22 protein-coding genes are annotated in these 26,369 nt (G+C 61.8%); 17 read left to right on the top strand and 5 right to left on the bottom strand.

The genetic code is table 11. The annotated features are described in order from the left end of the window. Positions 1-18 precede the first annotated feature (18 nt). The 4 genes from AC07ZE_RS11420 to AC07ZE_RS11405 form a co-directional block, all read right to left on the bottom strand. On the bottom strand, positions 19-1,089 hold the full coding sequence (locus AC07ZE_RS11420) for a lipocalin-like domain-containing protein (RefSeq protein ID WP_207264478.1): 1,071 nt from the start codon (positions 1,087-1,089) through the stop codon (positions 19-21). Further along, positions 1,079-3,550, bottom strand: a complete 2,472-nt coding sequence (locus tag AC07ZE_RS11415; protein WP_207264475.1) for an FtsX-like permease family protein — start codon at positions 3,548-3,550, stop codon at positions 1,079-1,081. Before AC07ZE_RS11415 ends, AC07ZE_RS11420 begins: the two co-directional genes overlap by 11 nt. Position 3,551: 1 nt before the next feature. Then, a complete protein-coding gene (locus AC07ZE_RS11410) occupies positions 3,552-4,220 on the bottom strand; it encodes an ABC transporter ATP-binding protein (protein WP_207264472.1) in 669 nt (222 codons plus the stop codon). Positions 4,221-4,361: 141 nt separating this feature from the next. Further along, positions 4,362-6,059: a sulfatase-like hydrolase/transferase gene (locus AC07ZE_RS11405; RefSeq protein ID WP_207264469.1), complete on the bottom strand. Its 1,698-nt coding sequence runs from the start codon at positions 6,057-6,059 to the stop codon at positions 4,362-4,364. Between the two features lie 390 nt (positions 6,060-6,449). Between AC07ZE_RS11405 and AC07ZE_RS11400 the strand changes: the two genes are divergently transcribed. From AC07ZE_RS11400 to AC07ZE_RS11320, 17 genes are all read left to right on the top strand, one after another. Beyond that, positions 6,450-7,802, top strand: a complete 1,353-nt coding sequence (locus AC07ZE_RS11400) for a UDP-glucose dehydrogenase family protein (protein ID WP_207264466.1) — start codon at positions 6,450-6,452, stop codon at positions 7,800-7,802. Next, on the top strand, positions 7,799-8,860 hold the full coding sequence (locus tag AC07ZE_RS11395; protein ID WP_207264464.1) for an NAD-dependent epimerase: 1,062 nt from the start codon (positions 7,799-7,801) through the stop codon (positions 8,858-8,860). The genes AC07ZE_RS11400 and AC07ZE_RS11395 overlap by 4 nt, the downstream gene beginning before the upstream one ends. Then, a complete protein-coding gene (locus AC07ZE_RS11390) occupies positions 8,857-9,603 on the top strand; it encodes a sugar transferase (RefSeq protein ID WP_207264461.1) in 747 nt (248 codons plus the stop codon). Before AC07ZE_RS11395 ends, AC07ZE_RS11390 begins: the two co-directional genes overlap by 4 nt. Continuing rightward, complete coding sequence (locus tag AC07ZE_RS11385; protein ID WP_207264457.1) at positions 9,603-10,250, top strand: CpsD/CapB family tyrosine-protein kinase; 648 nt, start codon at positions 9,603-9,605, stop codon at positions 10,248-10,250. Before AC07ZE_RS11390 ends, AC07ZE_RS11385 begins: the two co-directional genes overlap by 1 nt. Before the next feature lie 24 nt (positions 10,251-10,274). Further along, the gene (locus tag AC07ZE_RS11380; protein WP_207264454.1) at positions 10,275-11,300 is read left to right on the top strand and encodes a polysaccharide biosynthesis/export family protein; all 1,026 of its coding nucleotides are present in this window, start codon (positions 10,275-10,277) and stop codon (positions 11,298-11,300) included. A gap of 17 nt (positions 11,301-11,317) precedes the next feature. Further along, the gene (locus AC07ZE_RS11375; RefSeq protein ID WP_207264451.1) at positions 11,318-12,910 is read left to right on the top strand and encodes a GumC family protein; all 1,593 of its coding nucleotides are present in this window, start codon (positions 11,318-11,320) and stop codon (positions 12,908-12,910) included. After that, a complete protein-coding gene (locus AC07ZE_RS11370; protein ID WP_404940865.1) occupies positions 12,895-14,007 on the top strand; it encodes a glycosyltransferase family 4 protein in 1,113 nt (370 codons plus the stop codon). Before AC07ZE_RS11375 ends, AC07ZE_RS11370 begins: the two co-directional genes overlap by 16 nt. Further along, positions 14,004-15,371 (top strand): O-antigen ligase family protein, encoded by a 1,368-nt coding sequence (locus AC07ZE_RS11365; protein ID WP_207264445.1) that lies wholly within the window; start codon positions 14,004-14,006, stop codon positions 15,369-15,371. The genes AC07ZE_RS11370 and AC07ZE_RS11365 overlap by 4 nt, the downstream gene beginning before the upstream one ends. After that, positions 15,368-16,336, top strand: a complete 969-nt coding sequence (locus AC07ZE_RS11360; RefSeq protein WP_207264442.1) for a glycosyltransferase — start codon at positions 15,368-15,370, stop codon at positions 16,334-16,336. The genes AC07ZE_RS11365 and AC07ZE_RS11360 overlap by 4 nt, the downstream gene beginning before the upstream one ends. After that, on the top strand, positions 16,329-17,465 hold the full coding sequence (locus AC07ZE_RS11355) for a glycosyltransferase (RefSeq protein ID WP_207264439.1): 1,137 nt from the start codon (positions 16,329-16,331) through the stop codon (positions 17,463-17,465). The genes AC07ZE_RS11360 and AC07ZE_RS11355 overlap by 8 nt, the downstream gene beginning before the upstream one ends. 12 nt (positions 17,466-17,477) lie before the next feature. Then, positions 17,478-18,479: a polysaccharide deacetylase family protein gene (locus tag AC07ZE_RS11350; protein WP_207264436.1), complete on the top strand. Its 1,002-nt coding sequence runs from the start codon at positions 17,478-17,480 to the stop codon at positions 18,477-18,479. Then, positions 18,476-19,795, top strand: a complete 1,320-nt coding sequence (locus AC07ZE_RS11345) for a lipopolysaccharide biosynthesis protein (protein WP_207264422.1) — start codon at positions 18,476-18,478, stop codon at positions 19,793-19,795. Before AC07ZE_RS11350 ends, AC07ZE_RS11345 begins: the two co-directional genes overlap by 4 nt. Beyond that, on the top strand, positions 19,792-21,711 hold the full coding sequence (locus tag AC07ZE_RS11340) for a hypothetical protein (RefSeq protein WP_207264419.1): 1,920 nt from the start codon (positions 19,792-19,794) through the stop codon (positions 21,709-21,711). Before AC07ZE_RS11345 ends, AC07ZE_RS11340 begins: the two co-directional genes overlap by 4 nt. 89 nt (positions 21,712-21,800) lie before the next feature. Then, positions 21,801-22,490, top strand: coding sequence for a GNAT family N-acetyltransferase (locus AC07ZE_RS11335; protein ID WP_207264415.1), 690 nt, complete (start codon positions 21,801-21,803; stop codon positions 22,488-22,490). Between the two features lie 4 nt (positions 22,491-22,494). Continuing rightward, positions 22,495-23,721, top strand: coding sequence for a GNAT family N-acetyltransferase (locus AC07ZE_RS11330; RefSeq protein WP_207264413.1), 1,227 nt, complete (start codon positions 22,495-22,497; stop codon positions 23,719-23,721). Next, positions 23,693-24,487 (top strand): ChbG/HpnK family deacetylase, encoded by a 795-nt coding sequence (locus AC07ZE_RS11325; protein ID WP_207264410.1) that lies wholly within the window; start codon positions 23,693-23,695, stop codon positions 24,485-24,487. The genes AC07ZE_RS11330 and AC07ZE_RS11325 overlap by 29 nt, the downstream gene beginning before the upstream one ends. Positions 24,488-24,691: 204 nt before the next feature. Further along, positions 24,692-25,384, top strand: coding sequence for a GNAT family N-acetyltransferase (locus AC07ZE_RS11320; RefSeq protein WP_207264407.1), 693 nt, complete (start codon positions 24,692-24,694; stop codon positions 25,382-25,384). A 153-nt stretch (positions 25,385-25,537) separates the two neighbouring features. On the opposite strand, the gene AC07ZE_RS11315 is transcribed toward AC07ZE_RS11320, so the two are convergent. Then, the gene (locus AC07ZE_RS11315; RefSeq protein ID WP_207264404.1) at positions 25,538-26,344 is read right to left on the bottom strand and encodes a class I SAM-dependent methyltransferase; all 807 of its coding nucleotides are present in this window, start codon (positions 26,342-26,344) and stop codon (positions 25,538-25,540) included. Between the last annotated feature and the right edge of the window lie 25 nt (positions 26,345-26,369).

The following is a 26,369-nucleotide window of genomic DNA, read 5'->3' as shown; positions in this document are numbered from 1 at the left end:
GGCACGGGCGCAGATCGATCAATAACCAGTCATTTCCAGATACCCCTGTCCGCCATGGCTGCCGCTCAAGCGCACAGGGCCTTCCCAGTAGGGAATGCGCAGATCCATCCAGGCATTGGGGTTGAGGGCGCTGATGACGATGTCCAGGTGTTTGTCGGGAATCTGGATCGACCAGCGTACAGGCATCGGGCGCCCGGCCACGCGGGCGGTGTCTAGAGGGGTGAGGCGAATGTCGGGGCCGTGGAGCAACTGCGTCTGGCCCCGGGCATCGATCCACGTGCCGGTGAGGTAAGGTTCACCGTCCTTTTGCCGCATGCGATAGAGCATCACCTGTTCGCCACTGTCCAGATGCAGGGAAAGCCAGTCCCAACCGGTCTGGTCAGCGGTCAAAGGCTGACTGCTCCATTCACGGTCGAGCCAGGCGGGACCGCTGACCTGATACGCCTTGCCGTCGATCTGCAGCGTGCCGCTGGCCTGGAAAAACGGCTGGCTGTAGTAATACGACGCCTGGCCTTCTTCGGATTTCTGGCTGAAGCCTTTGTCCCCTTGCAACACCAGCGGCCGGCTCGATGTCAGCCGCAGTTGATAGCTGAACGCCTTGTCGCGGGCCGTCAGTTGCAGGTCGGCCAACGGGTCTCCATCGCTCGATTGGCTGCTGAAACGCCAATCGTCGATCCACGCATTGAACGGAGTCAGGCTGACACCGGCCTGGCCGACGCCGCCGCGGGCATAGCGTTCGGCAGCATGGTGCACCGCCGCCGAGGTCACGGCCGCGTGACCGAGCCAGATCGTCTGGTTTTCCCAGCCCGCCACTTCGGGTGTGGCTTTCAAGGCGCTGCGAAACAGCGTCCATTGCGCGCCGAATTCGTTGCCCTGCTCGTCCTTCAGGTTGGCGGTGATGTACCACCATTCGATGCGGAATCCATCGTGGGGGCCGTGATCTGCCGGGAAGCTGAACACTCGACCGGGCACTACCGGCGTAAACGCCGCCGCTTGATTGCCCATCCCCGCAAAGCCTTTTTCCGCCGGCGCCGGTTGATCGCAGCCCGCCAATAACAGCGCCAACAACATGAGCGCATTAATCCTCATGGGCAAACGTCCTCAGCAGGTCCGCCGGCCGGGTGCGATACAAGGCGTACAACGGCCACGCCGAAGCCAGCAAGGTCGCCAGCAGCGCCAGCCCCATCAACTGCAGCAATTGCAGCGGGAATACCCGCAACGGCAAGCGCCAGCCGAAGGCCTGGACGTTGATCACCGTGTCCAGGCACCAGGCCAACGCGATGCCCAGCGGCAACGCCAGCACCAGCGTCAACACGGCCAGCAACCAGGTTTGGCCGAGGTTGAGCAACATCAGTTGTCGGCGCGTCACACCCAGCGCCCACAACGGCGCCAGTTGACCGAGGCGGCTCTGGCTTTGCGTCAGCAGACTGATAAACAGCGCCACGCCGGCCACGCAGAGGGTCAAGCTGTTAAGCGCTGCGGTGGCGGCGAAAGTGCGTTCGAATACCTGCGTCGACCAGCCCTTGAGCCGGGCCTGATCGACAATGCGGCTGTCCTCCAGAGCGAAGCGATCTTGCAAAGCCTTCACGAACGCCGGAATCGACGCTGGCTCGATGCGCAGGTTGAAGCGATTGGGCGTCAGTTGCGGCCAGCCGCGCAGCAAGTGATTGACGTTGACCAGCACATGACCCTTCGGGTTGCCATAGTCGGCGTAGATCCCGACGATGCGTGGCGACCATGGGCCATTGGGCGTGGCAATCGTCAGGTGATCGCCCAGCCGCACCTTCAGGCGCCGGGCCAGTTGTTCGCTGAGCATCATTGCATCGTCCGTGGCCAGGCGCTCCCAGGCTGTGTCGCCCAGTGCTTCGAGCAGCGGCCAGTGCTGGCGATAGGTTGGGTGATCAATGACGCCAAAGACGTCCGTGGGCCAGCCTTGCAGTTGGATCGACACCTGCCAGTTGGGCAGCACCGCCGTCAGTTGCGGCTGCTGCTTGAGCCAAGTGTGCAGCGCCCGGGCCTGGGTCGGATTTTGCGGATTGAGGTAAAGCTCGGCGGTCAGCCGTTGTTCGAGCCAGTTGCTGAAGGTCTGGCGGAAACCGGCGGTCATGCTGCCAGCGCCGATGTTGGCCGCCAGTGCCAACAACAGCGCCATCAACGCCAGGCTCAAGGCCGGTAGTTGCTGGCGGCAATCGGCGACGAACCACTGACCGAGCACGGACCGACTGCGACCGAGCAGCCCGTTGAGAACGGCATTGAGCACCACCGGCAATGCCAGTGCGCTGCCCAGCAACAGCGCGGCCAACAGCACGAAGCCGCTGGCCAGGCTGTCACCGCGCAGCAACGCCAGCAAGGCGATCGCCAAGGTCAGCGCCGCCACCCAGCCCTGACGGCGCAACCAGCGCGCGTGGGCCTGATGCCAGGCCTGCGGATCGGCCAGGGCCAGCAGCGGCAAACGCGCTGCCCGCCATAGACTGTTGGCGCCGGCGAGCAATGCGCCAAGCAGGCTCAGGCCGATGCCGCTGAACCACCACCACGGGCTCAGGCTCAAGCGCCCCGCCACTTCGGCGCCATACAAGCCGCGCAGGCTGGCGGCGACATCGGGCAGCAGCACGCCGGCCAGCAGGTAACCACTGACCACACCGGCCGCGCCACCGAGCAAGGCCAGCACGCCCAGTTCCACCGCCAGGCAGGCAATCAACATCCGCGCGCTGACCCCACAGGCGCGCAACGTTCTGAGCAAGCCGCGCCGCTGTTCCAACGCCAGCCCGATGGCGGCATGCACAATGAACAGGCCGACCACGAAGGACAGAAACCCCAGAGCATCGAGGTTCAGATGAAAGCTTTCGGTCAGGCGCACCAGATTGTTTTCTTCACCACTGCTCTTGAATTGCAGTTGACCCTTGAACACCTCGGGCAGGGCCGCGCTGAAATCCTTGGGCAACAACAGGCGCGACAGCTGATCGGGCAAGCCGAGCACTCGTTGGGCAAAACCGATGTCCACCAACAACACCCCCGGCGCCATGTCTGTCTGAATGTGCAACGGCGGCAAAGACTCGCCGTTCAATGCCAACGGACGATCGCCCTCCTTCAGTTCCAACGCTTGCAGGGTCTGCGGCGAAATCCACGTGCTGCCGGGGGGCGTGAAAAACTCGACCACCTGCTCGATGGCCAACGCCTGCCCGGCCACGACGCCACCGGCCGGCAGCGACACCGGTTCGATGCCCATCAGTTGCAGACGCTGATCCTCATGGCCCTTGAGCGTCAACCGGCCCTGCAATACCGGCGACACCGGCCAACCGGTACGGCGCAGGTCGACAAACCATTGCTGCGGGAAGGTCGCGGAAGTGGGGGAACTGAGGCTGGCCTGGGGTTCGCCACCGATCAGTTGACTGGCCCGGGCATAGCTGTCCCGCGCCTGGCTGTTCAGCGCCTGCACGCCGGTCAACAGGCTGGTGGCCAGCCACAGCCCGGTCAACACGCTGAAAAACTGCACCGGATGCTGACGCCAGTGACTGAGCAGTGCGCGCAGGGTTTCGCGAAAGATGCGCACCTCAGCGCCCGTCCACACCGGCCAGGCGACCACCGTGCAGCACCACTTTTTCCGCCAGCCGTGCCGCGACGCTGGGGCTGTGGGTGACCATCAACAGGGTCGTGGGGCTGTCATCAAGCAATTCCAGCAACAGCTTCAAGACCTCGTCACTGGTGACCTCATCCAGGCTGCCGGTGGGCTCGTCGGCCAGCAACAGCTTCGGTTGCGAGGCCAACGCCCGGCCCAGTGCTACCCGTTGCTGCTGACCACCGGAGAGTTGTTCGGGATAACGCCGCAGCAGATCACCCAACCCCAGGCGTTGCACCAGATGCGCCTGCCAGCGCGGATCATGGCGCCCGGCAAGCCGCGCCTGAAACGCCAGGTTGTCCTCCACCCGCAAGCTGCCGATCAGGTTGAACTGCTGGAACACCAGGCCGATTTCCGTGCGTCGCCAGTTCGCCAGTTGTCCTTCGTTCATCCGTTCCAACCGCTGCTCACCGCTGCGGATGCTGCCGCGATCGACCTTGTCCAGCCCGGCGATCAGGTGCAGCAAGGTACTCTTGCCACTGCCCGACTCACCCATCAGCGCCAGGCTGCTGCCGGGCTTGAGGCTCAGGTCGACGCCTTGCAGCACCGGCAATGGACCTTGTGGCGTTGCGTAGCTTTTGAAGACATCCCGGACTTCAAGCATGGAGGGAGGCTCGTTGAAAGCAGTGAGCCTAGGATAGCGGACGGCGGCAGCACCGCGTCATCGTTCTTCGCGAGCCGGCTCACTCGCACTTCAAATGTGGGAGCGAGCCGGCTCGCCAGGGCCGATCGGACAATCAAGTTCTCACTGTCCCACCGCCACACTCGCCGGCGCCTGCGACGGCGTGACAATGCTCTTCAAATCAATGTACTTCCATTCAGGCTTGGCCCCCAGCCGCGCATTGAACCGATAGTTGAACGTAAACTCATCCGCCGTCGGCACGCTCAGCGGTTTGCCGTACACCGCCTCCACCCCTGCCAGGTCGTAACCCATCACCTGCAGCAAGGTCGGGAAGATGTTGTAGTGACTTGAGCGGTCCTTGTTGCCGGCAAGTGCAGCCTGCCAATCGAGGGTTTTCAATCCACTGCCCTGAATCACCACCAGCGGCACCAACCCTTCCTCTTCCACCGGGTCGCCGCCGCAATGGGTGTTCAATCCGGGATTGCCCCGTTCATGCAGATCCTGTCCATGATCCGAGGTGTAGATCAGCAAGGCGTTGTTCAAATTCGCCTGGGCAAATACCCGTGAAAAAAACTCCCCGACGTTCCACAACAGCGTGTTCTTGTAGGCGTTGCGGTACAGCACCCAATCGTCCGGCTGACCATTGAAACCGTCGCGCTCGCCCGTGTCTGCCACTTCGACGAACTGCCCCCGGGGCAATGTCGGACGATAAGCCATGAACGCGTCCGGGTACTTGTCGTGCACCGGAAAATGCGCCCCGACCTTGTTGATCAGTACCAATTGAGACTTGTCGTCATTGAGCAGTTCAATCAACTTCGCCGCCGTCGCCATGTCACGGTCACGTACGCTGGTCTGGTCGAACTGCACGAACTCATCAATGTCCTTTCTCTCTGCCGCACTCATCAGGTTCTGCAAATGGCCGCCGGTGCGCTGGGCATCGATGTAGACCGTGCGCAGGCCGGCCTTTTTCGCGTACTGCCAGATCGACGGCAGTGTGCTGTTGATCCGCACGTAGTCGACGCGGGTGCCCCCATAACGCAGGGTGACGTTGGTGTCGACGCTGCAATTGGCGATCGAGGCGGCGTAGCCATAGTTGAAGATGTCGACGCCCGGACGCGGCTCCTTGAGATTGCTGTGCACACCGAACGGCGCGTTGATGTCCAGGTAGTTGCCGGAAATGCTCTCGTCGATGACCAGCACAATATCGTGACCCACCGGTTGATCGACGCGCGCCAGACTCACCGGTTCGCGCGGGCCGACGGTGTTATTCAGGGATTCATAGGCGAACAGGTTAAGGTAGGCCAGTGGCGTGTACATCACGGGCAGGCCCCGCGCGCCCTCCCCGGCGCGCAGGAACAACACGGCACTGAGCAACAGCACACCCAGCAGCGGTGCCGCCACCAACAATGCCCCCGGCACGGGCATCCGCCGGCGCGGCTTGAGGCCAATGCCGAATAACAGCAGCAAACCACCGAGCACGCCGCTGATGATCGCCCCACGGTACTGGTACAGCGCCTCTTCGATGAAGCCACCGGAATACACCAGCGAGACAAAACTGCTGTAAGTCAGGTAATCGGCGGTGACCCGCGAATAAACATCAAAGAGCACCGCCGAGCCAAACATCGCCAAAGCGAACAGATGACGAATCAGCGTCTGGCGAATATAAGCTGTCATGAATAAGGCAACTGTCAACACGACGAACACGCCGACAAACAATACGAGCGGGAAACTTAATCCGATTGCGCTGATACGACCAAAGTAATAGTCGTAATAGGTGAGCAAATAGACAGCAATCAGAATTTCTTTGAAGTATCGAATCATTATTTTGACGCCGGTTATTTATCACTATGACAAGAAGGTCGTCGGCCATTTTTTGACACTAGCATCGAGCCATCAAAGCGCAAGAAACGTCAAAAAATCAGCTGAAAGCGTCAAAAAATAATCGTCTCATTTCTGACACACTAAACGGCCTACAGCCCTTGTATTTCAAGCCTTACGACCGTTTATCGCTTTGTTGAAAATCTTCGCGATCGCTAAAAAATCCGGCTAAGCCAGCAGGGCCGAGCGTTTGATGGCAAATGGCCCCCCAAAACTGGGGGTGTATTAGCTCTTTAACATGTCAGTTTGCTGACATGTTTTCCCAAGGCTGGGCTATACCCCTTTTGACAGTCTCATTTTTGATCTTTCCACCGACTTACGAGGCACGCCAATATGGACGTGAGCGTATTTGGTACGGGCTACGTTGGCCTTATACAAGCCGCGGCACTGGCGGATGTTGGACATCGCGTCTTATGTGTCGACATTGATCCGAACAAGATCAAACAGTTGCAACAAGCTGTTCCACCAATTAGTGAACCTGGACTCTCCGGTACACTGGAAGAAAACATCAAGGCCGGCCGGTTACTCTTCTCCACCCAGGCCAGCGACGCCGTCGAACACGCCGAGTTGATCTTCATTGCCGTCGGCACGCCCGCCGATGAAGACGGCTCCGCCGACCTCAGCCATGTACTCAATGTAGCGCGGCAGATCGCCAGTTTCATGGAGGCCGATCGCACCCTGATCATCAAGTCCACCGTGCCGGTCGGCACCGCGGACCAGGTCGCGGCGACCGCCCTGCAAGAACTGCAGCGCCGGGACAAGGGTTCGCTGCAGGTGCGGGTGGTGTCCAACCCGGAGTTTCTCAAGGAGGGCAGTGCCCTGGCCGATTGCATGCGTCCGGACCGGATCATCATCGGCACCGCAGACGACACTGCCCGCAACCAGATGAGCGAGTTGTACGCCCCCTTCTGCCGCAACCATGAAAAGCTCATGTTCATGGACAACCGCAGCGCCGAGCTGACCAAGTACGCCGCCAACGCGATGCTCGCCACGCGCATCAGCTTCATGAACGAACTGGCCAACCTCACCGAACTGCTGGGGGCCGACATCGAAGCGGTACGCAAAGGCATCGGCTCGGACCCGCGCATCGGCTACCACTTCATCTATCCCGGTTGCGGCTTCGGCGGCTCGTGCTTCCCCAAGGATCTGCGCGCCCTGCTGCACACTGCCGAACACAATGGCATGCCGCTGCGTCTGTTGCGCAGTGTCACTGACGTCAACGACAGCCAGCGCCAAATCCTGTTCAGCAAACTCAAGGCGCAGTTTCCCCAAGGGCTGGCCGGCAAATCCATCGCGATCTGGGGCCTGGCCTTCAAGCCCAACACCGATGACATGCGCGAAGCGCCCAGCCGTTACCTGATGGATGCGCTGTGGGCCGAAGGCGCCAGCGTGCAGGCCTATGATCCGGAAGCCATGTCCGAATGCCGGCGCATCTATGGCTACCGCAAGGACCTGCATCTGTGTGCGACCCGCGACGACACCCTGGAAGATGCCGACGCGCTGGTGATCTGCACCGAATGGAAGAACTTCCGCGTGGTCGACTTCGACCTGCTGGCAAGCAAACTGCGTTCGCGGGTGATCATCGACGGGCGCAATCTGTACAACCCCGAACATGTGGCAGCGGCCGGCCTGCACTACAGCGGCATCGGCTTGCGCCACGTCGTGCCCGAGGCGTCGCGCCCATGAAGATTCTCGTGACCGGAGCCGCCGGATTCATTGGTGCCCATTGCGTGTTGCGGCTGTTGCGCGACGGACATCAGGTGGTCGGGCTGGACAACTTCAACGACTACTACGACCCGCAACTCAAGCACGATCGCGTGCGTTGGGTGCAGGAACAGGTCGGCCGTTTCCAGCTCACCACCATTGACCTGGCCGATGCCTCGGCCATCGAGACCCTGTTTGCCCGTGAACAACCCGAGGTGGTGATTAACCTCGCGGCCCAGGCCGGGGTGCGTTACTCCCTGGAGAACCCTCGCGCCTACCTCGACAGCAACTTGAACGGATTCCTCAACATCCTCGAAAGCTGCCGCAACCACCCGGTCAAGCATCTGATCTATGCCTCGTCCAGCTCGGTGTACGGCGCCAACCAACACACGCCGTATTCGGTGCGCGACGGCGTCGATCACCCGCTATCGCTGTACGCCGCGACCAAGAAAGCCAACGAGCTGATGGCCCACAGCTACAGCCACCTGTTCGGCATTCCCTGCACCGGCCTGCGCTTTTTCACGGTGTATGGCCCCTGGGGCCGGCCGGACATGTCGCCGATCCAGTTCGCCCGGGCGATCTCTGAAGGCAAGCCGCTGAAGTTGTTCAACTACGGCGAGCACCAACGCGACTTCACCTACATCGACGACATCATCGAGAGCATCGCCCGGTTGATCGACCAGCCACCACAGGCCAATGCCGAATGGGACCGTGAGCAACCGGACCCGGCCAGCAGCATGGCGCCGTGGCGAATCTACAACATCGGCGGCCAGCACCCGGTAGAACTCAAGGACTACCTGGCTCTGCTGGAAAAACACCTGGGACAAAAAGCCCAGGTCGAGTTGCTGCCCCTGCAACCCGGCGACGTACTCAACACCTGCGCCGATGCCAGCGACCTGGCCCGTGCCACCGGTTTCCAGCCCCGTGTCGAGCTGGATGAGGGACTCGGACGCTTCATTGCCTGGTTCCGCGACTACTACCCACTGCCTATCCCCTACGCGCCGCTTGCGGCTGAATTCCAGCGGAGGACTGCTCAATGACTGGACATGAAAAAGGTGTGCCGATCCAACTGTTGCGCCGTGACAAGCGCCTGGACCCCGAACACCGAATGCGCCTCGACGCAGCGATCCACATGCAGGGCCGCGGCTGGGTGACAGGCCGGGACGGTGGTCGGCCATGGACCCTGTCGCGAACCAACCGCGTACTCGCCTGCCTCGGTGCGCTGGTGATCCTGGTGCTGATCTCCCCGGTATTGCTGGGCCTTGCGCTGGCGATCAAGCTCACCAGTCCGGGACCGGTGATGTTCGTGCAGAAACGCACCGGCTACCGCGGCCGTATGTTCGGCATGTACAAGTTCCGCACCATGGTGGCCAACGCCGAGGAACTCAAGGAATCGCTGCGTCACCTGAACAAGCACGGTGCCGACGCCATCGATTTCAAGATCGACAAGGATCCGCGCATCACCGGCATCGGCGGCTTCCTGCGCCGTACCAGCCTCGATGAGCTGCCGAACCTGTTCAATGTAGTGACCGGCGACATGCGCCTGGTCGGTCCCCGGCCGACCTCATTCAACGCTTATCGCTACAAAGACAATCACCTTGCGCGACTGAGCATCTACCCCGGCATGACCGGACTCTGGCAGATCTCCGGACGCAGCAACATCGACTTCGACCAGCGCGTTGAGTTGGACCTCAGCTATATCGCCGAGCAGAGCCTGCTGCTTGATCTGAAGATCCTGTTGAAAACCCCCTTCAAAGTATTCAGCGGCCATGGAGCAAGCTAATGGACGGTTCAACTACCAAGAGTCTCAGCATCGCCAACCCCAGTGAGTCCAACCTGACCTCGACCGTGCTCGATCAGGATCTGCGCATCTTGTTCCTGACCGCCGCCAACCCCGGCGCGGGCACGACCACCAGCGCCCTGGTGCTGGCCACCCAGCTGGCGCAAATGAGCAGCGGCCAGGTACTGCTGGTGGACGCCAGCCAGTCGTCGACCAACCTCACGCAGCAACTGGGGTTGACCAAGGAGCGCGGTTTGCGCGACCTGCTGTTCAACCACCAGAACCCGCCGCTGTTGCAGGACTGCGTGGTGGACGTGTCGAGCATGCCCTTTCATATCCTGCCCAACGGCCGGTTTGCACGAGGCAACGAGCACCTGACACCGGAACGCCTGAGCGCATTGCTCGATGAGCTCGGCAGCCGTTATCGCTTCGTGGTGATCGACGGCGACGCCGTGTATTCGGCCGCCGACACACTGGTCATCAGCACCCAGGTAGACGGCGTGATCATGGTCGTGCGCTCCGAAGACACCCGCTGGGAAGTGGCACAGGCCGCGGTGCAGCGCCTGACCCAGGCCGGGGCAAAAATGGTCGGCAGCGTGTTCAACCGGCGCAAGTACTACATGCCCAAGTGGCTGTACAAAAACCTGTAAGCAACTGCAAAAAGGATGACGCCAATGAACGCCAAGATGCTTGTCCTGCTGTTGCTGCCGCTTGCAGGTTGCACCAGCACTTCCGAACCCCAGAACATGCCGGTGAACATTCTCACGGCCTCACCGGCCAACGCTCAGGCTACTGACATGCCCAAGGTCGAGCAAACCTTGCGCCCTCAGGATGTGCTGGATGTGATCTTTCACATCAGCACCAGCGGTTCGGATGCCTACCGCATTCAATCCGGTGACCAGGTCGGCCTGAACTTCACTGCCGCCAGCCAGCTCAACGGCAATCAACTGGTGCTGCCGGACGGCACGATTGAACTGCCGGGCGCCAACACCTCGGTGAAAATTGCCGGGTTGACCTCGGATGAAGCACGCCAGGAAATCCAGCGTGCCTACAACCGCAAACAACTGTTCCAGCCCAATCGCAATCAGCTGTCGGTGCAGATCATCAGCCCATTGACCAACGAGTCGAACCTCAAGAGCGCGCTGAACCACCCGGGCACCGGCATGAGCCGGGAGATCACCGTAGGCACCGATGGCTATGCCAGTTTCCCGGAAATCGGCGCCGTGCCGCTGCAAGGCATGACCGTCAATCAACTGGAAACCTTCCTCAACCAACGCTACGCGCAACTGCCGGGACGGATGACCGTCGACGTGCTGCTCAAGTCCACTTCGGGCAACGAAATCTACGTCCTGGGCGAAGTCGGCCAACCAGGCTCCTATCCGATCCGCCGCCCGGTCTCGGTGCTCGAAGCCCTGACCCTGGCCCGTGGCTCCAACGTCAAGGCACGCCTGGATTCGGTGATGATCATGCGCCGCAACGGTAACCAGGTAGTGGCCCACCGGTACGACGTGGAACAAGCCCTGTCCGGCGATGCCTCGCAGATTGCCTACCTGCAACCGAACGACATGCTCTACGTGCCCAAGACCAAACTGGCCAGCGCCGGTGAACTGGCGCGGCAACTGGCGGATGTGGTGCTGTTCCAGGGTGTCGGCTTCAGCTTCGGCTACCGCGTCGACAACAAAGACAGCGACAACAACTAACTCTCAGGTGACCTGACATGAATCCAAAGGAAAACTACCTGCACGAGTTCTTCAGGATCTTCTTCGCCAACAAGCAATTGGTGAAGCGCGTATTCCTGGTCTTTGCAGTGATCGCACTGGTCTTGCCGCTGGTACTCAAACAGAGCTTTGATATCACCGCCCAAGTGATCGTGCAGTCGAAAAAACTCTCACAGGGTGACGCCACCACGTCGCTGAATCAGGAAAACGCCCAATTCATTCCGCCGTCACTGGCCGACATGGAAACCGAGAGCAATATCCTGCGCTCGCCGGCGTTGATCCGGCAGACCATCAGCGAACTGCGGGACAAGGGTGAGTACACCCAGCCGCCCGGAGTGTTCAACAAACTGGTGACCCAGCCGTTCAAAACCTGGGTGAGCACACCGTTGCGCGAACGCGTGATCAACCCGATGAAAGCCGCGTTGGGCCTGGAGACCGATCCGGTGCGTGACACTGTGCTCGACGGCCTGACCCAGGAAGCCATCGACAGCCTGAAAATCGAAACCCTGCCGGGCTCCAACGTGATTTCGATCATTTACAGCTTCCCGGATCCGGCCCAGGGCACCAAGTTTGTTGCGGCGCTGCTGCAGAACTACCTGGTGAGCCGTCAGGCACTGCAATCGATCGACCTGCCACAGAGTTTCTACGAAACCAAGAAGATGCAATATCAGGTGCGTCTCAATGGCCTGGAAAGCAACCGGCAAACGTTGCTCGGAGCGGTCGGCTCGTCCGATCCGAAGGAAGAAATCACCTTCCGCCTCAACGCCATCAACACCGAGGAGCAAGCGCTCAACCTGTACCGCGATCGCCTGCTGCAAAGCCAACGCTGGCTCGACTACCTGAAAACCAGCCTGGCCGCCGCCAAGGAATCCAAGCTTAACGACTACACCTTCCCCTACACCTTCACCACCACCGTGGACAACGTCGCCTTCGAAGATCGCGAGATCAAGCAGATGGGTGAGGCGCTGACCACCCAGGTCAGCCGCTACATGAATGACCTGGCGATCTTCCAGCCAAGCAGTGAACCGATGCTGCTGACCCGCGAGCAAATCGCCCGCACCCGCCAGCAGTTCCTCAAGGTGGTGAGCAACCGGATTCAGGAACGCACCAACGACCTGGCGATTGTCAGCTCGGTGATCGACCAGAAGACCGCGCGCATTGCCGAGTTCAAGAACCGCATCCGGCAGTTGCAGGAAACCCAGAGCAAGCTGCGGCAGATGGACACCGAGATCGACGCCCTGCACGCGGCGTTCTCCACCTACGCCCAGCGTTTTGCCGAAAGCAGCACTTCCCGTTCGCTGGACAACGACCTGTCCAACGCCCGGGTCCTGAGCCCGCCGTTCGAACCGACCGAAGCGGCCTTTCCAAAACCGCTGCTGATCATCCCGTTCGGGCTGTTTACCGGCCTGTTACTGGCGATTGCCCTGGTCTACGTGCGTGAGTTCTTCGATCACCGCTTCAAGCATCCTGCGCAAATCACCCATGAACTGGGCTTGCCGGTGCTGTTGGTGATCAACGATCAGAGCGTGGAGCCGAACAACCCGCACAGGAATTGGGGCGTACCCCGCTTTGTGCATTGGGTGCGCAATTGAACGCGCCACTCCCCTCCCCTAACAGCCGGTCGCTGCCGATCATTCATTTGCTCAGCAGCGGCGGGTTCTACGGGGCCGAGCGTATGTTGCTCGACCACTGCCTGGCGACGCCGGGGCAGCATCAGGTGCTGTTTCTTGATGCACCGTACGAGCTGCTCGCGCGGTTTCGCGAGGCGGGGGTGGACTGTCGCGGCTGCACCGGTTTGGGGGCGTTGCTGGCGCACTTGCGCCAGCGGCGGGCCGAGCGGCCACTGATCAATACGCACAATTTCAAAGGGCTGTTGTTCGGCTGGGTCGGCGCAACCCTGTTGCGCCTGCCGCTGGTGATCACCCAGCACGGCTTCACACCGCGCAGCCGCAAGCAGAAGTTCTACACCTGGCTGAGCCTGCAGCTGTGCCGCACCGGATCGGTGAACCGGGTGGTGTGTGTCGCCGAAAGCATTGCCACGCTGTGCCGTCAGGCCAGCGTGCGGGCGGAGAAACTGCAAGTGATCCCCAACGGCTTGCCCGCCACCCACGATCCGCAACCGCACACTGCGCAACGGCAGCGCTGGCTGGCCGGTTACGTCGGGCGCTTGAGCAGTGAAAAGGGTCCGGACCTGTTTCTCGATGCATTGATTGCGCTGTGTCAGCAATACCCGCAACTGGATGCCGTGATGCTCGGCGACGGTCCGGAACGGGACAATCTGTTGGCGCGAATCAATGAAGCAGGGTTGCAGGAGCGCATCTCGCTGCCGGGTTATCAAACCGACATGCGCCCGTGGTGGCGGCAACTCGACGCGCTGGTGATCAGCTCACGCACCGAAGGCACGCCAATGATTCTGCTCGAAGCCATGCAGGCCGGGGTACCGGTGGTGGCGTTCGGCGTCGGCGGGATTCCCGATGTGCTGGAAGACCGGCACAACGGCATGCTGGCGCCCCCCGCCGACTGCGCCGCCCTCGCCCGCCAGATCGGCACCCTGCTGCGCGACCCGGAGCTGGCGCGCGAACTGGTCGACAACGCAAGACGTACGCAACTGGATCGCTACGACCTCAAGGCCCTGGCTGAACACTGGTCGCAGCTTTATATCCGTACCGCACGGGAGGCACGCGCGTGATTTTTCCGCTCTCGATCGTCAGTCTGCTCGGCTTGGTCAGCCTCGTTTTGCTGGCCACTCCTTATCCGTTTCTGGCACCGGGAGCGGTGTTGGGCGTAGTCGGTGTCGCGGTGCTGTACCGAAAACCGGCCTGGGGCCTGTTGGGTATCGCGGCACTGATACCCCTCGAAGGCTTCTTCAAGGACAGCGCGCTGTCCGGCACCAAACTGATCGGCGCGTCACTGGTGCTGATCCTGATGTTGCAACTGGCCATGCACCAGATTCCGTCCGAGCGCCTGCGCAGCAACATTTGGCGCTTCCTGGTCGGGTTCTTGGCGCTGTACCTGCTCAGCACGCTCACGACCGACAACATGGCGATGTCCATGGGGCACCTGCGGGAACTGAGCGTCGGCCTGATCCTGTTTGTGCTCACCCTGTTGATCGGCCGTGAAATGAACCTGGAGATGTTTGCCCGGCTGGTGACCCTCAGCGTCACCCTGACCTGCGCGCTGGCGATGTTCTCCAGCAAGTATCAGGACCAGGGCCGCGCCGCCGGCCTGCTGGAGGACCCGAACGCCTTTGCCATGCTGATCGCCTTCGCCGTGCCGCTGGCGCTGCTGCTGGTGATTCGCGGGCCGAATTGGCTGCATCGCGTTTTTTGGCTGGGTTGCTTCATTCTGCTGCTGGGCGGCATGACCAAGACCGAATCGCGTTCGGGACTGGTGGTGTTGTTCCTGAGCCTGATGATTGGCGCCTGGCACTACCGCGCGCACCTGCAGCACATTCGTCCGCGGCACCTGGGCTTTGTCATGCTCGGCCTGGCCATCGTGATTCCACTGGCGATTTATGCGATGCCGCCCGGTTACGTTGCACGTATCCAGTCTTTGAGCATTCTGAGTTCGGGTGCCAAGGCACAGGACGAATCCCTCGGCCGCCGCGCCTCGTACATCGTGGTCGGCAGCCAGATGATCCGTGAAAACCCGCTGCTGGGAACCGGTCCCGGCACATTCCCGCTGCACTACGCCACCACCGGGTACGCCAAGGCGTTTTCCGCCAACCGCAAAATCGGCGACCTGTACCGCCGCGCCCACAACACCTACCTGGAAATCTTCAGTGAACTGGGGGTTCCGGCCGGGCTGTTGTTCGTCGGCATGCTGGCCCTGGGGTTGTACAACCTGACGCGCGCCCGGCAGGCCTGGCTGCAGCGGCGTAATTGGCAACAGGCCGATCTGTTGACCCACCTGGGCATGAGTTATCTGTCGCTGACGCTGTTCCTGATGTTCCTCAGCGCACCCAATCAAAAGTACGTGTGGATCATGCTTGCCATGACCAGCGTGCTGCGTCTGAAAGCCGAAGAAAGTCCGACGCTGGAGGCCAAGGCATGAGTCGCATCAGTATCGTCATCCCGATGTACAACGAAGCACGGCACATCACCCGGACCCTGATCGCAGCGCAGCATGCCGCCGATTCCGCCGGCATCGAATGCGAGTTGATCGTGGTCGACAACGGCTCCAGCGATCAAGGCCCACAGATTGCCCGGCAGTTCGGCGCGCAGGTGCTGGACATGCCCGGCCTGTTGATCGGCGCCCTGCGCAATCGCGGAGCGGCCGTCGCCACCGGGGAATGGCTGGCGTTCATCGATGCCGATATCGAGATGCCCGAAGACTGGATCACCCTGCTGCTCAATATCCAGACCGCGGTGCAGGTCGACATCTTGGGACTGGACCTGCACACCCCCGCCGAAGCCCCGTGGTACGCCAACGCCTGGCAACGCCGCATGTTGCGCCCCAGTGCCGAAACGGTGCAGTCCGTGCGCTGGCTGCCCAGTGCCAACCTGCTGATGCGCCGTCACTGGTTCGACAAGGTCGGTGGTTTCAATGAAAACCTGCGCACCGGTGAGGACAAGGATTTCACCATGCGCCTGGCCGACGCCGGCGCACGTCTGTTGTCGGTCAATCAAAGCGTCGCCCTGCACTGGGGATACGAGGGCAGTTGGCGCGAATGGATGGGCAAGGAGTTCTGGCGCCAGGGCAGTCATCTGCAGCTGCTGCGCAGCCATGGCATGACTCTGCGCTTGCTGCGTTTCCCGATGCTGTCGATCGCCGCCTGGGTGTTGGACATCGCCGCGATGTTCGCCCTCGCCCACGGCCAGTGGCCGCTGGCGCTGATGCTGTTGTTGCTGACCAGCCTGCCGGCGCTGGTGTTGAGCCTGCGCCAGAGCCTGAAACACCGCGATTTCGGTCTGATTCTGCAACTGTGGGGCCTGCATTGGGTGCGCCTGCACCTGGCCGGCGCCGCGTTCCTTCTCAGTCTGTGTCAATGGAATGCCAGGAGGCCTGCCCGTGGCTGAATTCATTTTCTGGTCGTGCCTGTTGTTACCGGTCTACGCCTACCTCGGCTACCCGCTGCTGCTGACCTTGCTGGCGCCGTTTTTTCCGGCGCGGCGTCATGGGCCGGCAGCGCCGATGGACGTGAGCATCGTGATTGCCGCTCACAACGAAGCCCGGCACATCGAAGAAAAATTGCGTACCGTGCTGGCCCAGGATTATCAGGCGCGTTCGCTGCAGATCATCCTGGCCAGCGACGGCTCGACCGACGACACCGTGGCCTGCGCGCAAAAGGTCATCGACCCGCGCATCACCGTGCTCGACCTGCCGCGCCAGGGCAAGGCGGCGACCCTGAATGCCGGCGCGGCTCTGAGCACCGGCGACATTCTGGTGTTCACCGATGCTGACAACCAATGGTCCACCGACACCCTCGGCCACCTGCTCGCCCCGCTGGCCGATCCCAAGGTGGGCGCCTGCGCCGGGCACATGCTGATTCCCGTCACCGGTAAAGGCCTGAGCATCGGCGACAGCCTGTATCGGCATTACGAAGGCTGGCTGCGCAAGGTGGAAAACCGCACCGGTTGCATGGTGTCTGCCGATGGCGCCCTGCTCGCCCTGCGCCGCGAGTTGTTCCAGGACGTGCCGGCGGAGGTCAACGATGACTTCTTTATCAGCACCTGCGCGCCGGTGGCGTTCAAGCGGATCATTTACGTGCCGCAAGCCCGGGTGATCGACACCGGCGTGGATGAAGCCGACAAGCAATTCCGTCGCCGCCAGCGCGTGACCGTCGGCGGATTGCAAAGCCTGGCTCAGCGCCGCGAACTGCTCAATCCGCTCAAACATGGCCTGTATGCCATCGCCTTGATCAGCCACAAGTTGATCCGGCGCCTGGCGCCGATCCTGTTGCTGCCGCTGCTGCTGAGCAATCTCTGGCTGTGGGACGACCACGGTTTTTATCGCCTGAGTCTGGTCGCCCAATTGCTCGGTTACACGGTGGCCATCGCCGGTCTGCTGGATTCGCAACACCGCTTGCCCAAACCCTTTCGCCTTGCCGCATTCCTTCTGGTGACCCTCGCCGGGATGAGCATCGGTCTGTGGCAGTTCCTGCGCGGTCAGCGTTATGCGCAATGGAACCCCGAGCAAAATCGATGAGAGGAACGTGCCATGGCGATCAAACAATTATTAAAACGCACCAGCGGCTGGCTCTACCTCAATTCCTCGGTCGGACGCCAGCAACTGCATGGCGCCGGAGTAATCCTGATGCTGCACCGGGTACTGCCCAATGACCGCGCCGCCGACCTGCCCCATCGCAATGAACTGTGCGTCGGCCCCAAGGCCTTCGAGCACTTGCTGGTGTGGCTGAAAAAGCATTTCGACTGCGTGCCGCTGATGGAGATTCTGCAACCGGGCAGCTTGCGTTCGGAGCGGCCCAAAGTAACGCTGACCTTCGACGACGGCTGGCGCGATAACGCGGTGCATGCGTTCCCGCTGCTGCAAAAATACCAAGTGCCGGCAAGCATCTTTCTCTCCACCGATTTCATCGGCAGCCGCCAGCGCTTCTGGTGGGAAAGCATCGGCGAAACCCTGTGGAACAGCCACGGTGAAAAGGCCCGCCTGCATTTGATCGAATGCCTGCAGCAAATGGGTCGACCGTTGCCGGTGCTGTGCGATGACCCGGACGTACAGCGGCGCAGCCTGGCGCTCCTGCACTTTTTGCAAAACCTGAAAACCTTATCCCCTCAGGATCTCAATCGCCTGACCGAAGAGTGCCCGCAGGAATCGCTGCCACAAGCGCTGGACTGGCATCAGGTACGCTCGCTGGAAGCCTCCGGCCTGGTGCGTTTCGGTCCCCATGGTGCCAGCCATGCGATCCTCACCGGCCTCGACGATCAACGGCTGGATGAAGAGCTGAGCCGCAGTCGCCAGGCACTGTTGAACAGCTGCAACCGGCCGCTGCCGGTGTACTGCTACCCCAATGGCGACAACGATGAACGGGTGCGGCAACACGTGGCCGAGCATCACTTCCCGTTTGCCCTGGGCACCGGCACCGGAATTTATCGTGACACTTGCGATCCGCTGGCCTTGCCACGGTTCGGCGTCAGCCAGCGCACCGCGCGCAATCCTGAACTGCTGTCCTGGCGCATCTACCGCGGGGGCCGCCCATGAGCCGCAGCAGCTACCTCAAACACCTGGCCCTGAGCATGGGCACCAAACTGGCGATGATCGCCCTGCGCCTGCTGCGCAACGTGTTGCTGGCGCGGATTCTCGGGCCGAGCGAACGTGGCCTGTTCGCCCTGCTCAGCACCCTGCCCGATCTGATCAGTGCCGCCACCAGTGGCGGGCTGAATTCCGCGGTGGGTTATCAAGCGGCCAAGCAACGGCCCATGGGGCTGTTGCTGAGTCAGGTGCTGGTATTCGGTTGTCTGCTGGCCGGTTTGCTGACCTTGCTGGTGGTGGCGCTGACCCGTGAGTTCGGCAGCGAACTCGACATCACCACGCAACTCGGTCTGCTGGCCTGGCTGTTGTTGCTGGCGGTGCCGCTGACCGTGCTCAAGAGTGGGCTGCTGACGTTGCACAACGCCTCGGGCGGCGTGGTGGCGTTCAATGTCTTGCGCCTGATCGAGTCGCTGGCACCGCTGTTGCTGTTTCTCGCGTTGTTCTGGATGTGGAAAAGCGCCGCACTCGAAGCTGCGCTGATCAGCTGGCTGGCGGGTATCAGCCTGGTGGTACTGGTCGGCTGGTTGTGGCTCAAGCGCAACCAGCCGCTGACCCTGCAATGGGACCGCAGCAGCCAGAACGAACTGCTGCGCTACAGCGCCCGCAGCCATCCCGACCTGCTGTTCCAGCAAATGATCCTGCGCTCCGACTACCTGTTCATCGGCGCCCTGCTCGGCAGCACTGCGCTGGGTCATTACGCCATGGCCAGCGCCGCCGCCGAATTGTTACTGATCGTCCCGGAAGCGGTGACGACGCCCTTGATGAAGCGCCTGTTGCAACAGGAAGCAGGCATCGAAAAAGTCACACCGCTGGCCCTGCGCCTGACGGCCACGGTGATGCTCGGTGCGTGCCTGACCATGGCGGTGATCGGCGAATGGCTGATCGTCACCTTGTTCGGGGTTGACTATCAGCCGGCTTACCCAGCCTTGCTGGCGCTGCTGCCGGGGCTGCTTGGGCTGTGCTACGCGAGCATCCTGCGCCTGGATCTGCTGGGCAAGAACCGGCCCGGTTCGATTTCTCTGCTGATGGGCCTTGGCGCCTTGCTCAACCTGGCGCTGAACCTGTTGCTGATCCCCCGCTACGGCATTGTCGGTGCGGCGGCGGCTTCGTCCATCGCCTACCTGGCGGTGACCATCGCGTTGCTGGTGCTGTATTGCCGCTTGAGCCAGGTGCCGGTCTGGCAAATCCTGATCATCCTCCCCCGCGACGTGGTACCGATGCTGCAAGCTCTGCAACTTAAGTCAGCACAACGGAAGTCGGCATGAAACACTTTGCACTGGCGGTGAGCCTGGGCCTGTCCCTGGACGCGTTGGCCGCGCCTGTGCGTTGGTCCGACATCCGCGACGGCAGCCTCTACCTGCAAGCGGATCGCGCCGACACCCTGACCGTGCGCTGGGTGCCGGCGTGGCAAGCGGATGCCAACGAAGAACACCTGTATCTGCTCGACGGCCAGGGCAAGCTGGCGGGTGAACGCACGATTGCTGCCAGCGAATCCAGTGGCAGCCAGCGTTGGCCGCTGGAACCGGGCGCCGCCAGTTATCGGCTGGAGATTCCCGGCTACAGTTTCCGTCGCTACAAGGTCGAGCACGATGAGCGCACGGTAGCGTTGTTCGCCCCGGCCAAAGTGCATTTCAGCGCGGAAACCCGCGATGGCGACGAGCTGTATTTCAAGGTCGCGGCAGGTGAGCACGCGGTGCTGGCCGGCAAGTTCCATGGTGGTGTCGGCGCCCTGCAGGCCCAGCGTGTCGGCGACGGAAAACAGTTGTCGCTGGCGCTCAAGCCGTACCGCGCGTATTGGCAGTTCGATCAGGTGGCCTTGCCCGTGGCCAACGCCGATCAGGTCTGGCGCCTGCGCCTGCAAGGCAGTGGCAAAGTGGCGTTCTGGCTCGACGGCACGGCCAACCTGTTTGCCCAGAATCCGCAGCAGCTCAAACCACTGCGCGAAGATGACGGCCAGACCCGCCTGACCCTGCACGACAAAGTCCTCGGCAACACACCGAACCTGGGCATCGCCCTGCCCTACGTGATGCCGCCGCCCTCCAGCTATGCCGTGCTCGATGCGCTCAAGCCACAGGCCGCCCTCTATTACAGTTTCGTCGACATCACCGCGAAGCAACCGCACTACGAAGACCTTTTCCGCCGGCTGTACCAGGACCGCTTCGGCATCAAGCAGGACCTCACCCTGCTGGCCGGCAGCCAACGCCAGGCCGATCTGCGCGCCGACACCACCAGCAACGCCGGCCTCGACGCCTGGCTCGCCGCGACCCGCGCCCTGGGCGGCAAAGGCACTCATTACATCGGGTTTGCCGACGAGCCGAACCTCAACTATCCGGACTACGCCAGCTACCAAAGCATTTTCAACAGCATGGCCCGTCAGGTGCGCAGTAACCCTGACAACGCCAAAGCCGGCGTGCGCATCGCCATGCCTGCCAGTTCGCGGCTGGTCAATGGCCCCTTCGCCAACAACGCCGCCGACAAGCGCGGCATCGACTGGTCCAGGCGCTTGCTGGCCGAATCCGGCGACAAGGTCGATGCCCTGGCCTGGCACGAATGGATGGTCCGCGACCTGCTGGCGACCCGGGTCTATCGCGACAGCGTGCGCCGCGCCGCCGACCTGGTGGGGCTGGACGCCAACGGCCGGCCACGCAAGGCCTTGCTGCTGGACCAGACCAACATGTCCAGCGGTTCCAGCCTCAGCCCGTACGATCAGGAAACCCACTACGCCTCATTGTGGTGGGCGTCGGTGGTCATCAATTCGTCCCAGGACGGTTTGCTGGAGATGCTCAACTGGTTCCAGGCTGCCGACGAGCCCGAGTACCCCAAGGGCATGATCCGCGTCCACGGCGACGACCGTTTCGAACTCAAACCCATCGGCCTCGCCCAGCAATTCATTCAGCAGCATTGGCTGCACAGCGTGATGACCCTGGAAAACACCGCCTTTGAGGTCGACGTGCTGGCCATGGCCGAGGAGGATAAACGCAGCTTGCTGGGGGTCAACAAGGGTTCGCGCTTGCAGCGTGTGGAACTGAAAGGGGCGCGCTGCCCATTGACCCGTGGATCATTGCGTTATTTCGGCGCGGACAACCGCAGCCGCGACGCACCTGTGAAATGCAACGACGGTCTCGTGAGCTTCGAGCTGCCAGGGCAAACGCTGTTCGCCCTGACCTGGACCGCTTCATGACCGCCGCTCTACTGTTTGGCAGCGCAGCAGGCACCGAGCCGCGCGCTGGACCACTCCACTTTCGGGCCAACCCGTCAGGAGCCAACACCATGAGTGTCTTGCACAGACTCAGTAACCACATCAGACAAAAAGGCCTGCGGGCCACCTTGAAAAAAATATGGAAGCACTTCGTGTTCTCTCATGAAGAACTGATCTGGATGGAGCGCGATCTGGTCAGCCCCGTACCACCGCACAGACTCAAGCCTTACCCGCCGTTGCAGGTCGTCGCCATTACACCGCACAACACCGCAGCGTTTACCCGTCACTTCGGCGACCGTGTGGCGACAATGACCGAACTCGCCAAAGAGGGTCACACCGGCCAGATGCACCTGGACGAAAACGGTGATGCGGTAGCGTTCATCTGGGGCGCCTCACGCGACTACCACGATCGTCACTACTACGGTTGCTGGTTCCCGGTGAAGGAAGGCGAGTTTTTCGAGTTCGGCGGGGAACTGAGCCGGGGCTATTGGGGCACGAAGCTGTCGATGGACCTGCAAACGGAACTGTGGAAAGCCATGCACGCACAGGGCTGCAACAAGGTGGTGGATGTGTGCGAGTGGCACAACGTCCCGGCCCTGAAACTGCATATACGCACGGGATACACGGAACAGGGCCGAATCATGAACGTGTATGAACTGTTTGGCCGCTGGCGTTTTTATCGCGAAACCCGCTACACCGGCTCGCGCCTGGATGCCTTGCGTAAACCGGAACGACCCACCGTGAAAGCTGAGGTAGCCTGAACCCATGACAGTGCGATTTGAATGGCAGACGTCGCTGTGCGCCGCAGATTTTCCCGCAGCAGCCTATGAGGTGCTGCGCCTGCAAGTGATGGACCACACGCCGTTCAACACGCTGGCCTGGATGTCTGCATCGGAACACGCCCTGAGGGCCGGCGAACGCTTGCACGTTCTGCTCGGCTGGCAGGGCCAACAACTGGTCTTGTGCCTGCCCCTGGTGGCGTCCGTCGAACGCTTCGGCGGACTGCCGTTTCGGGTCCTGCATCACCTCGGATATCCCCTCGCCGACCGCCTCGCGCTACTCGCCAGCCTGGACGCCGAGGGCATGGGCAAAGCGTTGACGCAGATCCGTCGTCGACTCCCCCACGCCTTACTGCAACTCAATGAATTCTGTGAACCGCCAGGTGCCGCCAGCGCCCTGAGCGAATGGATGGGCCATAGCTCCACGGCTGAACGCCGCCTCAGTTGTCGCGTGCCGGTGCACCTGATCAGCGACGCCGATCATCGGGAAGTCTCCGGCGACCCGCGCTACAAACTGCGCCGGGCACGCAAACGCATTGCCGCCTGTGGCGCGCAAGTGCGGCGCATCACTCCCGACGCCACGACCATGGGTCCGTTGCTCAAGGTCATCGGCGAAGTCGAAGCGGTGAGCTGGAAAGGCGATGAAGGCGTGGGCATTTTTTCCGACGAGCGCCACCGCCGATGGATGGACCGCGCCTTTACCGCCCTCGCCGCCCAAGGGCGGGTACGCGTGGTGATGCTGGAGCTGGACGGGCGTTGCATCAGCTACCGCCTCGGCTTGCTGGAACAGGGCCGGCTGTACGATTACAACCTGGCCTTCCTGCCGCAACACGCCGACCTTGGCAGTGGTCGGGTGCTGCTCGAAGAATGGATTCGCTGGGGTCTGGAGGACCACTGGCACTGGATCGATGCGTCGCGGGTCAGCCTGGAAAACTCCAGCCATCAACTGCATGAACGCATGACCGGGCAACTGGAACACTGGCGCTGGAGCTTCTATTCCTGGCGCCCGAGCGGACTGGCCCTGGGGCTTGCCCAGCGGGTCTGGTACCGCATCAAACCCTTGTTGCAGCAATGGCGGGCCCGGCGCGCGACAGCGTCCAGCGCCCCTGTACCCGCCGCAACGCCTGCGCCTGTCCCCGGGCCCAAGCCGCCTGCAGCCACCGACAAACACCTGGAGGGTAAACATGCCACGCCAAGTCATAGTCAACGCTGATGATTTCGGCCTCAGTGCCAGTGAAAACGCGGTGATCCTGGGGGCTTTCCAGGCCGGGATCATCAGTTCCGCTACCGCCATGGCCAACATGCCGGCCTTCGAAGCGGCCTGTGCCCTGGCCCAGCATCCGTTATTGGAAGGACGCATCGGGCTGCACTTCAACCTCACCTACGGCCACCCGGTCAGCCGGCGCATTCTGACGCGCCGCACCTTCTGCGACAGTGCCGGCGTGTTCGACCTCAACCTGTCCCGCACCCGCCTCTGGCTGGGTCGCCAGGATCGCCTGGCGGTGGAGGAAGAACTCGAAGCCCAATGGCAACGCTGTGTGGATAACGGCGTACGCCCCAGCCATCTGGACTCCCATCAACACGTACATAACATCTGGCCCATCGGCGAGATCGTTGCGCGCTTTGCCGCCCGCCAGGGCGTTCCCGTGAGGCTGGCGCGCAATCTGGGGCAAAACCTGAGCCTGCCCAAGCGCATCTTCAAGGAATTGCTCAACCATCGTCTGAACAGCCTGGCCGGGGCCACCGCCGACTACGTCTGCACCCCGGTGGACTTGCGCAACGCCGCGCCACCCAGTGACGGCCTGCTGGAGATCGTCGCCCACCCCAATCAGCTCGGCGCCGATTTCGGCGATGCCTATCTGGATCAGGGCGAGTCATTGAGCGCGCTGCTGGAGCAGCGTTTGCCGGGTGTGCCGAGGGTCGCCTACGGCGCTGCAGGTCGCACTTTCGGCAGTCGCGTAGAGACGGTGATGGACTAACTCTCCAGGCACCGATTCCCCCCCAAAAAAGCCCCTCCGGAACACCCGGAGCACGGCTTTTTGACGCCGGAAAATATTTGTCAATACTGAAACACATATTGAAACAAATTGCTGGTAAAGGCGTCTCCTTGCCACGTCCAGCGTGATCTATACCCAACAGTACCTTCACCCAAAGCATGGCCAATCCCGGCCAAGGAGGGCTTCATGAGCCTGATCGACAAACTCCGCGAACGAATCAAACAAAAAGGCCTGAGCCGCACGTTCGGTACGCTGTGGAAACGCTACGTGTTCTTCCACTGGGAGTTGCTGTGGATGGAGCGTGACTTGGTCAGCCCGGTACCACCACACAAGCTGCGTCCCTACTCCGGCGTGCGCCAGGTCATCATCACCCCGGAAAACGCCACGGCGTTTGCCAAACACTTCGGTGACCGTGTGCAAACCATGGCCGAACTGGCTGCCGAAGGTCACACCGGGCACATGTATGTCGATGAAAACGGTGATGCGATCGGGTTCATCTGGGGCAGCACTCGCGACTACCACGACCGCCATTACTACGGCTGCTGGTTCCCGGTCAAACCCGGTGAATTCTTCGAGTTCGGTGGCGAAATGATCCGCGCCTACTTTGGCAGCAGCCTGTCGGTGGACGTGCAGATCGCCCTGTGGGAAACGATGGCGGCCCAGGGCTGCAACAAGGTGGTGGATGTCTGCGAAACCCACAACATCCCGGCCCTGAAACTGCATATCCGCATGGGCTATCACGAACAGGGACGCGTCACCCACGTCTACGGCCTGTTCGGCCGCTGGCGCTTCTTCCGCGAAACCCGCTACACCGGTTCACGCCTGGAACCGCTGCGCAAACCGGGGCGGCCGGTGGTGACAGCGGCGGCGCAGGCTTGAGTCAAGGTTCTATCCGAGAGACCGCGTGATTTTCTTCGCGAGCAGGCTCGCTCCCACAGTGGATCCTCGTCGCGCACAGCACTTGTGTTCGACACCGATCAACATGTGGGAGCGAGCCTGCTCGCGAAAGCGTCAGTCGAAGCAATACATTTCTCAACCCTTCTGCACCACCAACGTAAAACACATCGGCAACTGCGCCTCCCGCTGCTGGTAACGGTCGTACAGTTCCTCTCGATTGGAATGCGGGTATTCCTTGAAATGGCGGATGTTCAGACCTGCCGCGAGGGCGCCGTTGAAGATGGCGCTCAGGGTGTGGACAAACCAGTACGACGGCGCGGCCTGTTGTTCGACTTTGCCCTCGTAGACGATCGGCTCGGTCTGCACGAACGGCTCGCTGCGAAAATACGAACTGGCCAGGGCGAAGGGATCGGTGGATTCGGGGTCAAACATTTCCAGGAACGGGTGGGTTTCGTACACCACCAGCGCCCCTCCCGGCTTCAGTGCCTGAGCCACATGGCGAAAAAATTCGCCAATGTCCGGCATCCAGTTCAATACGCCGATGGTGATCAACGCCAGGTCGAAACGGCTCTGTAGCTCAAGGGGCAAACGGTGAATATCGGCCTCGACGAAGGCAGGCGCATGGGGCGAGCGTGACGCCAGTTCCCGCGCCTGGTCGAGAAACGCCGAGGACTGGTCGACACCAACCACCTGCCGGGCGCCTAGGGCAAACAGCGACAGGCTTTCGCGGCCATTGTTACAGCCCAGTTGCACCACATCCTTGCCATCGACACCGACCTCGGCCAATACAGCGGTCAGGGTGTCATCCAGGCAGGTAAAATCCGACCGGCCCACGGCGCTCAAGAGCACCTGCCAGTCAGGGCTGTCCATGTGGTGGCGTGCGGAGTCGTTCCAGGCATCGCGGTTGCTGGCGATGGCTTGTTCTTTTGTCGGCATGTCCATTGCGCATGTCCAAATCGAATGGTTG

This window comes from Pseudomonas sp. GW101-3H06, from assembly GCF_059424605.1.
Note: the sequence above shows the minus strand (reverse complement) of the source record. Positions and strands in the feature narration are given on the sequence as shown.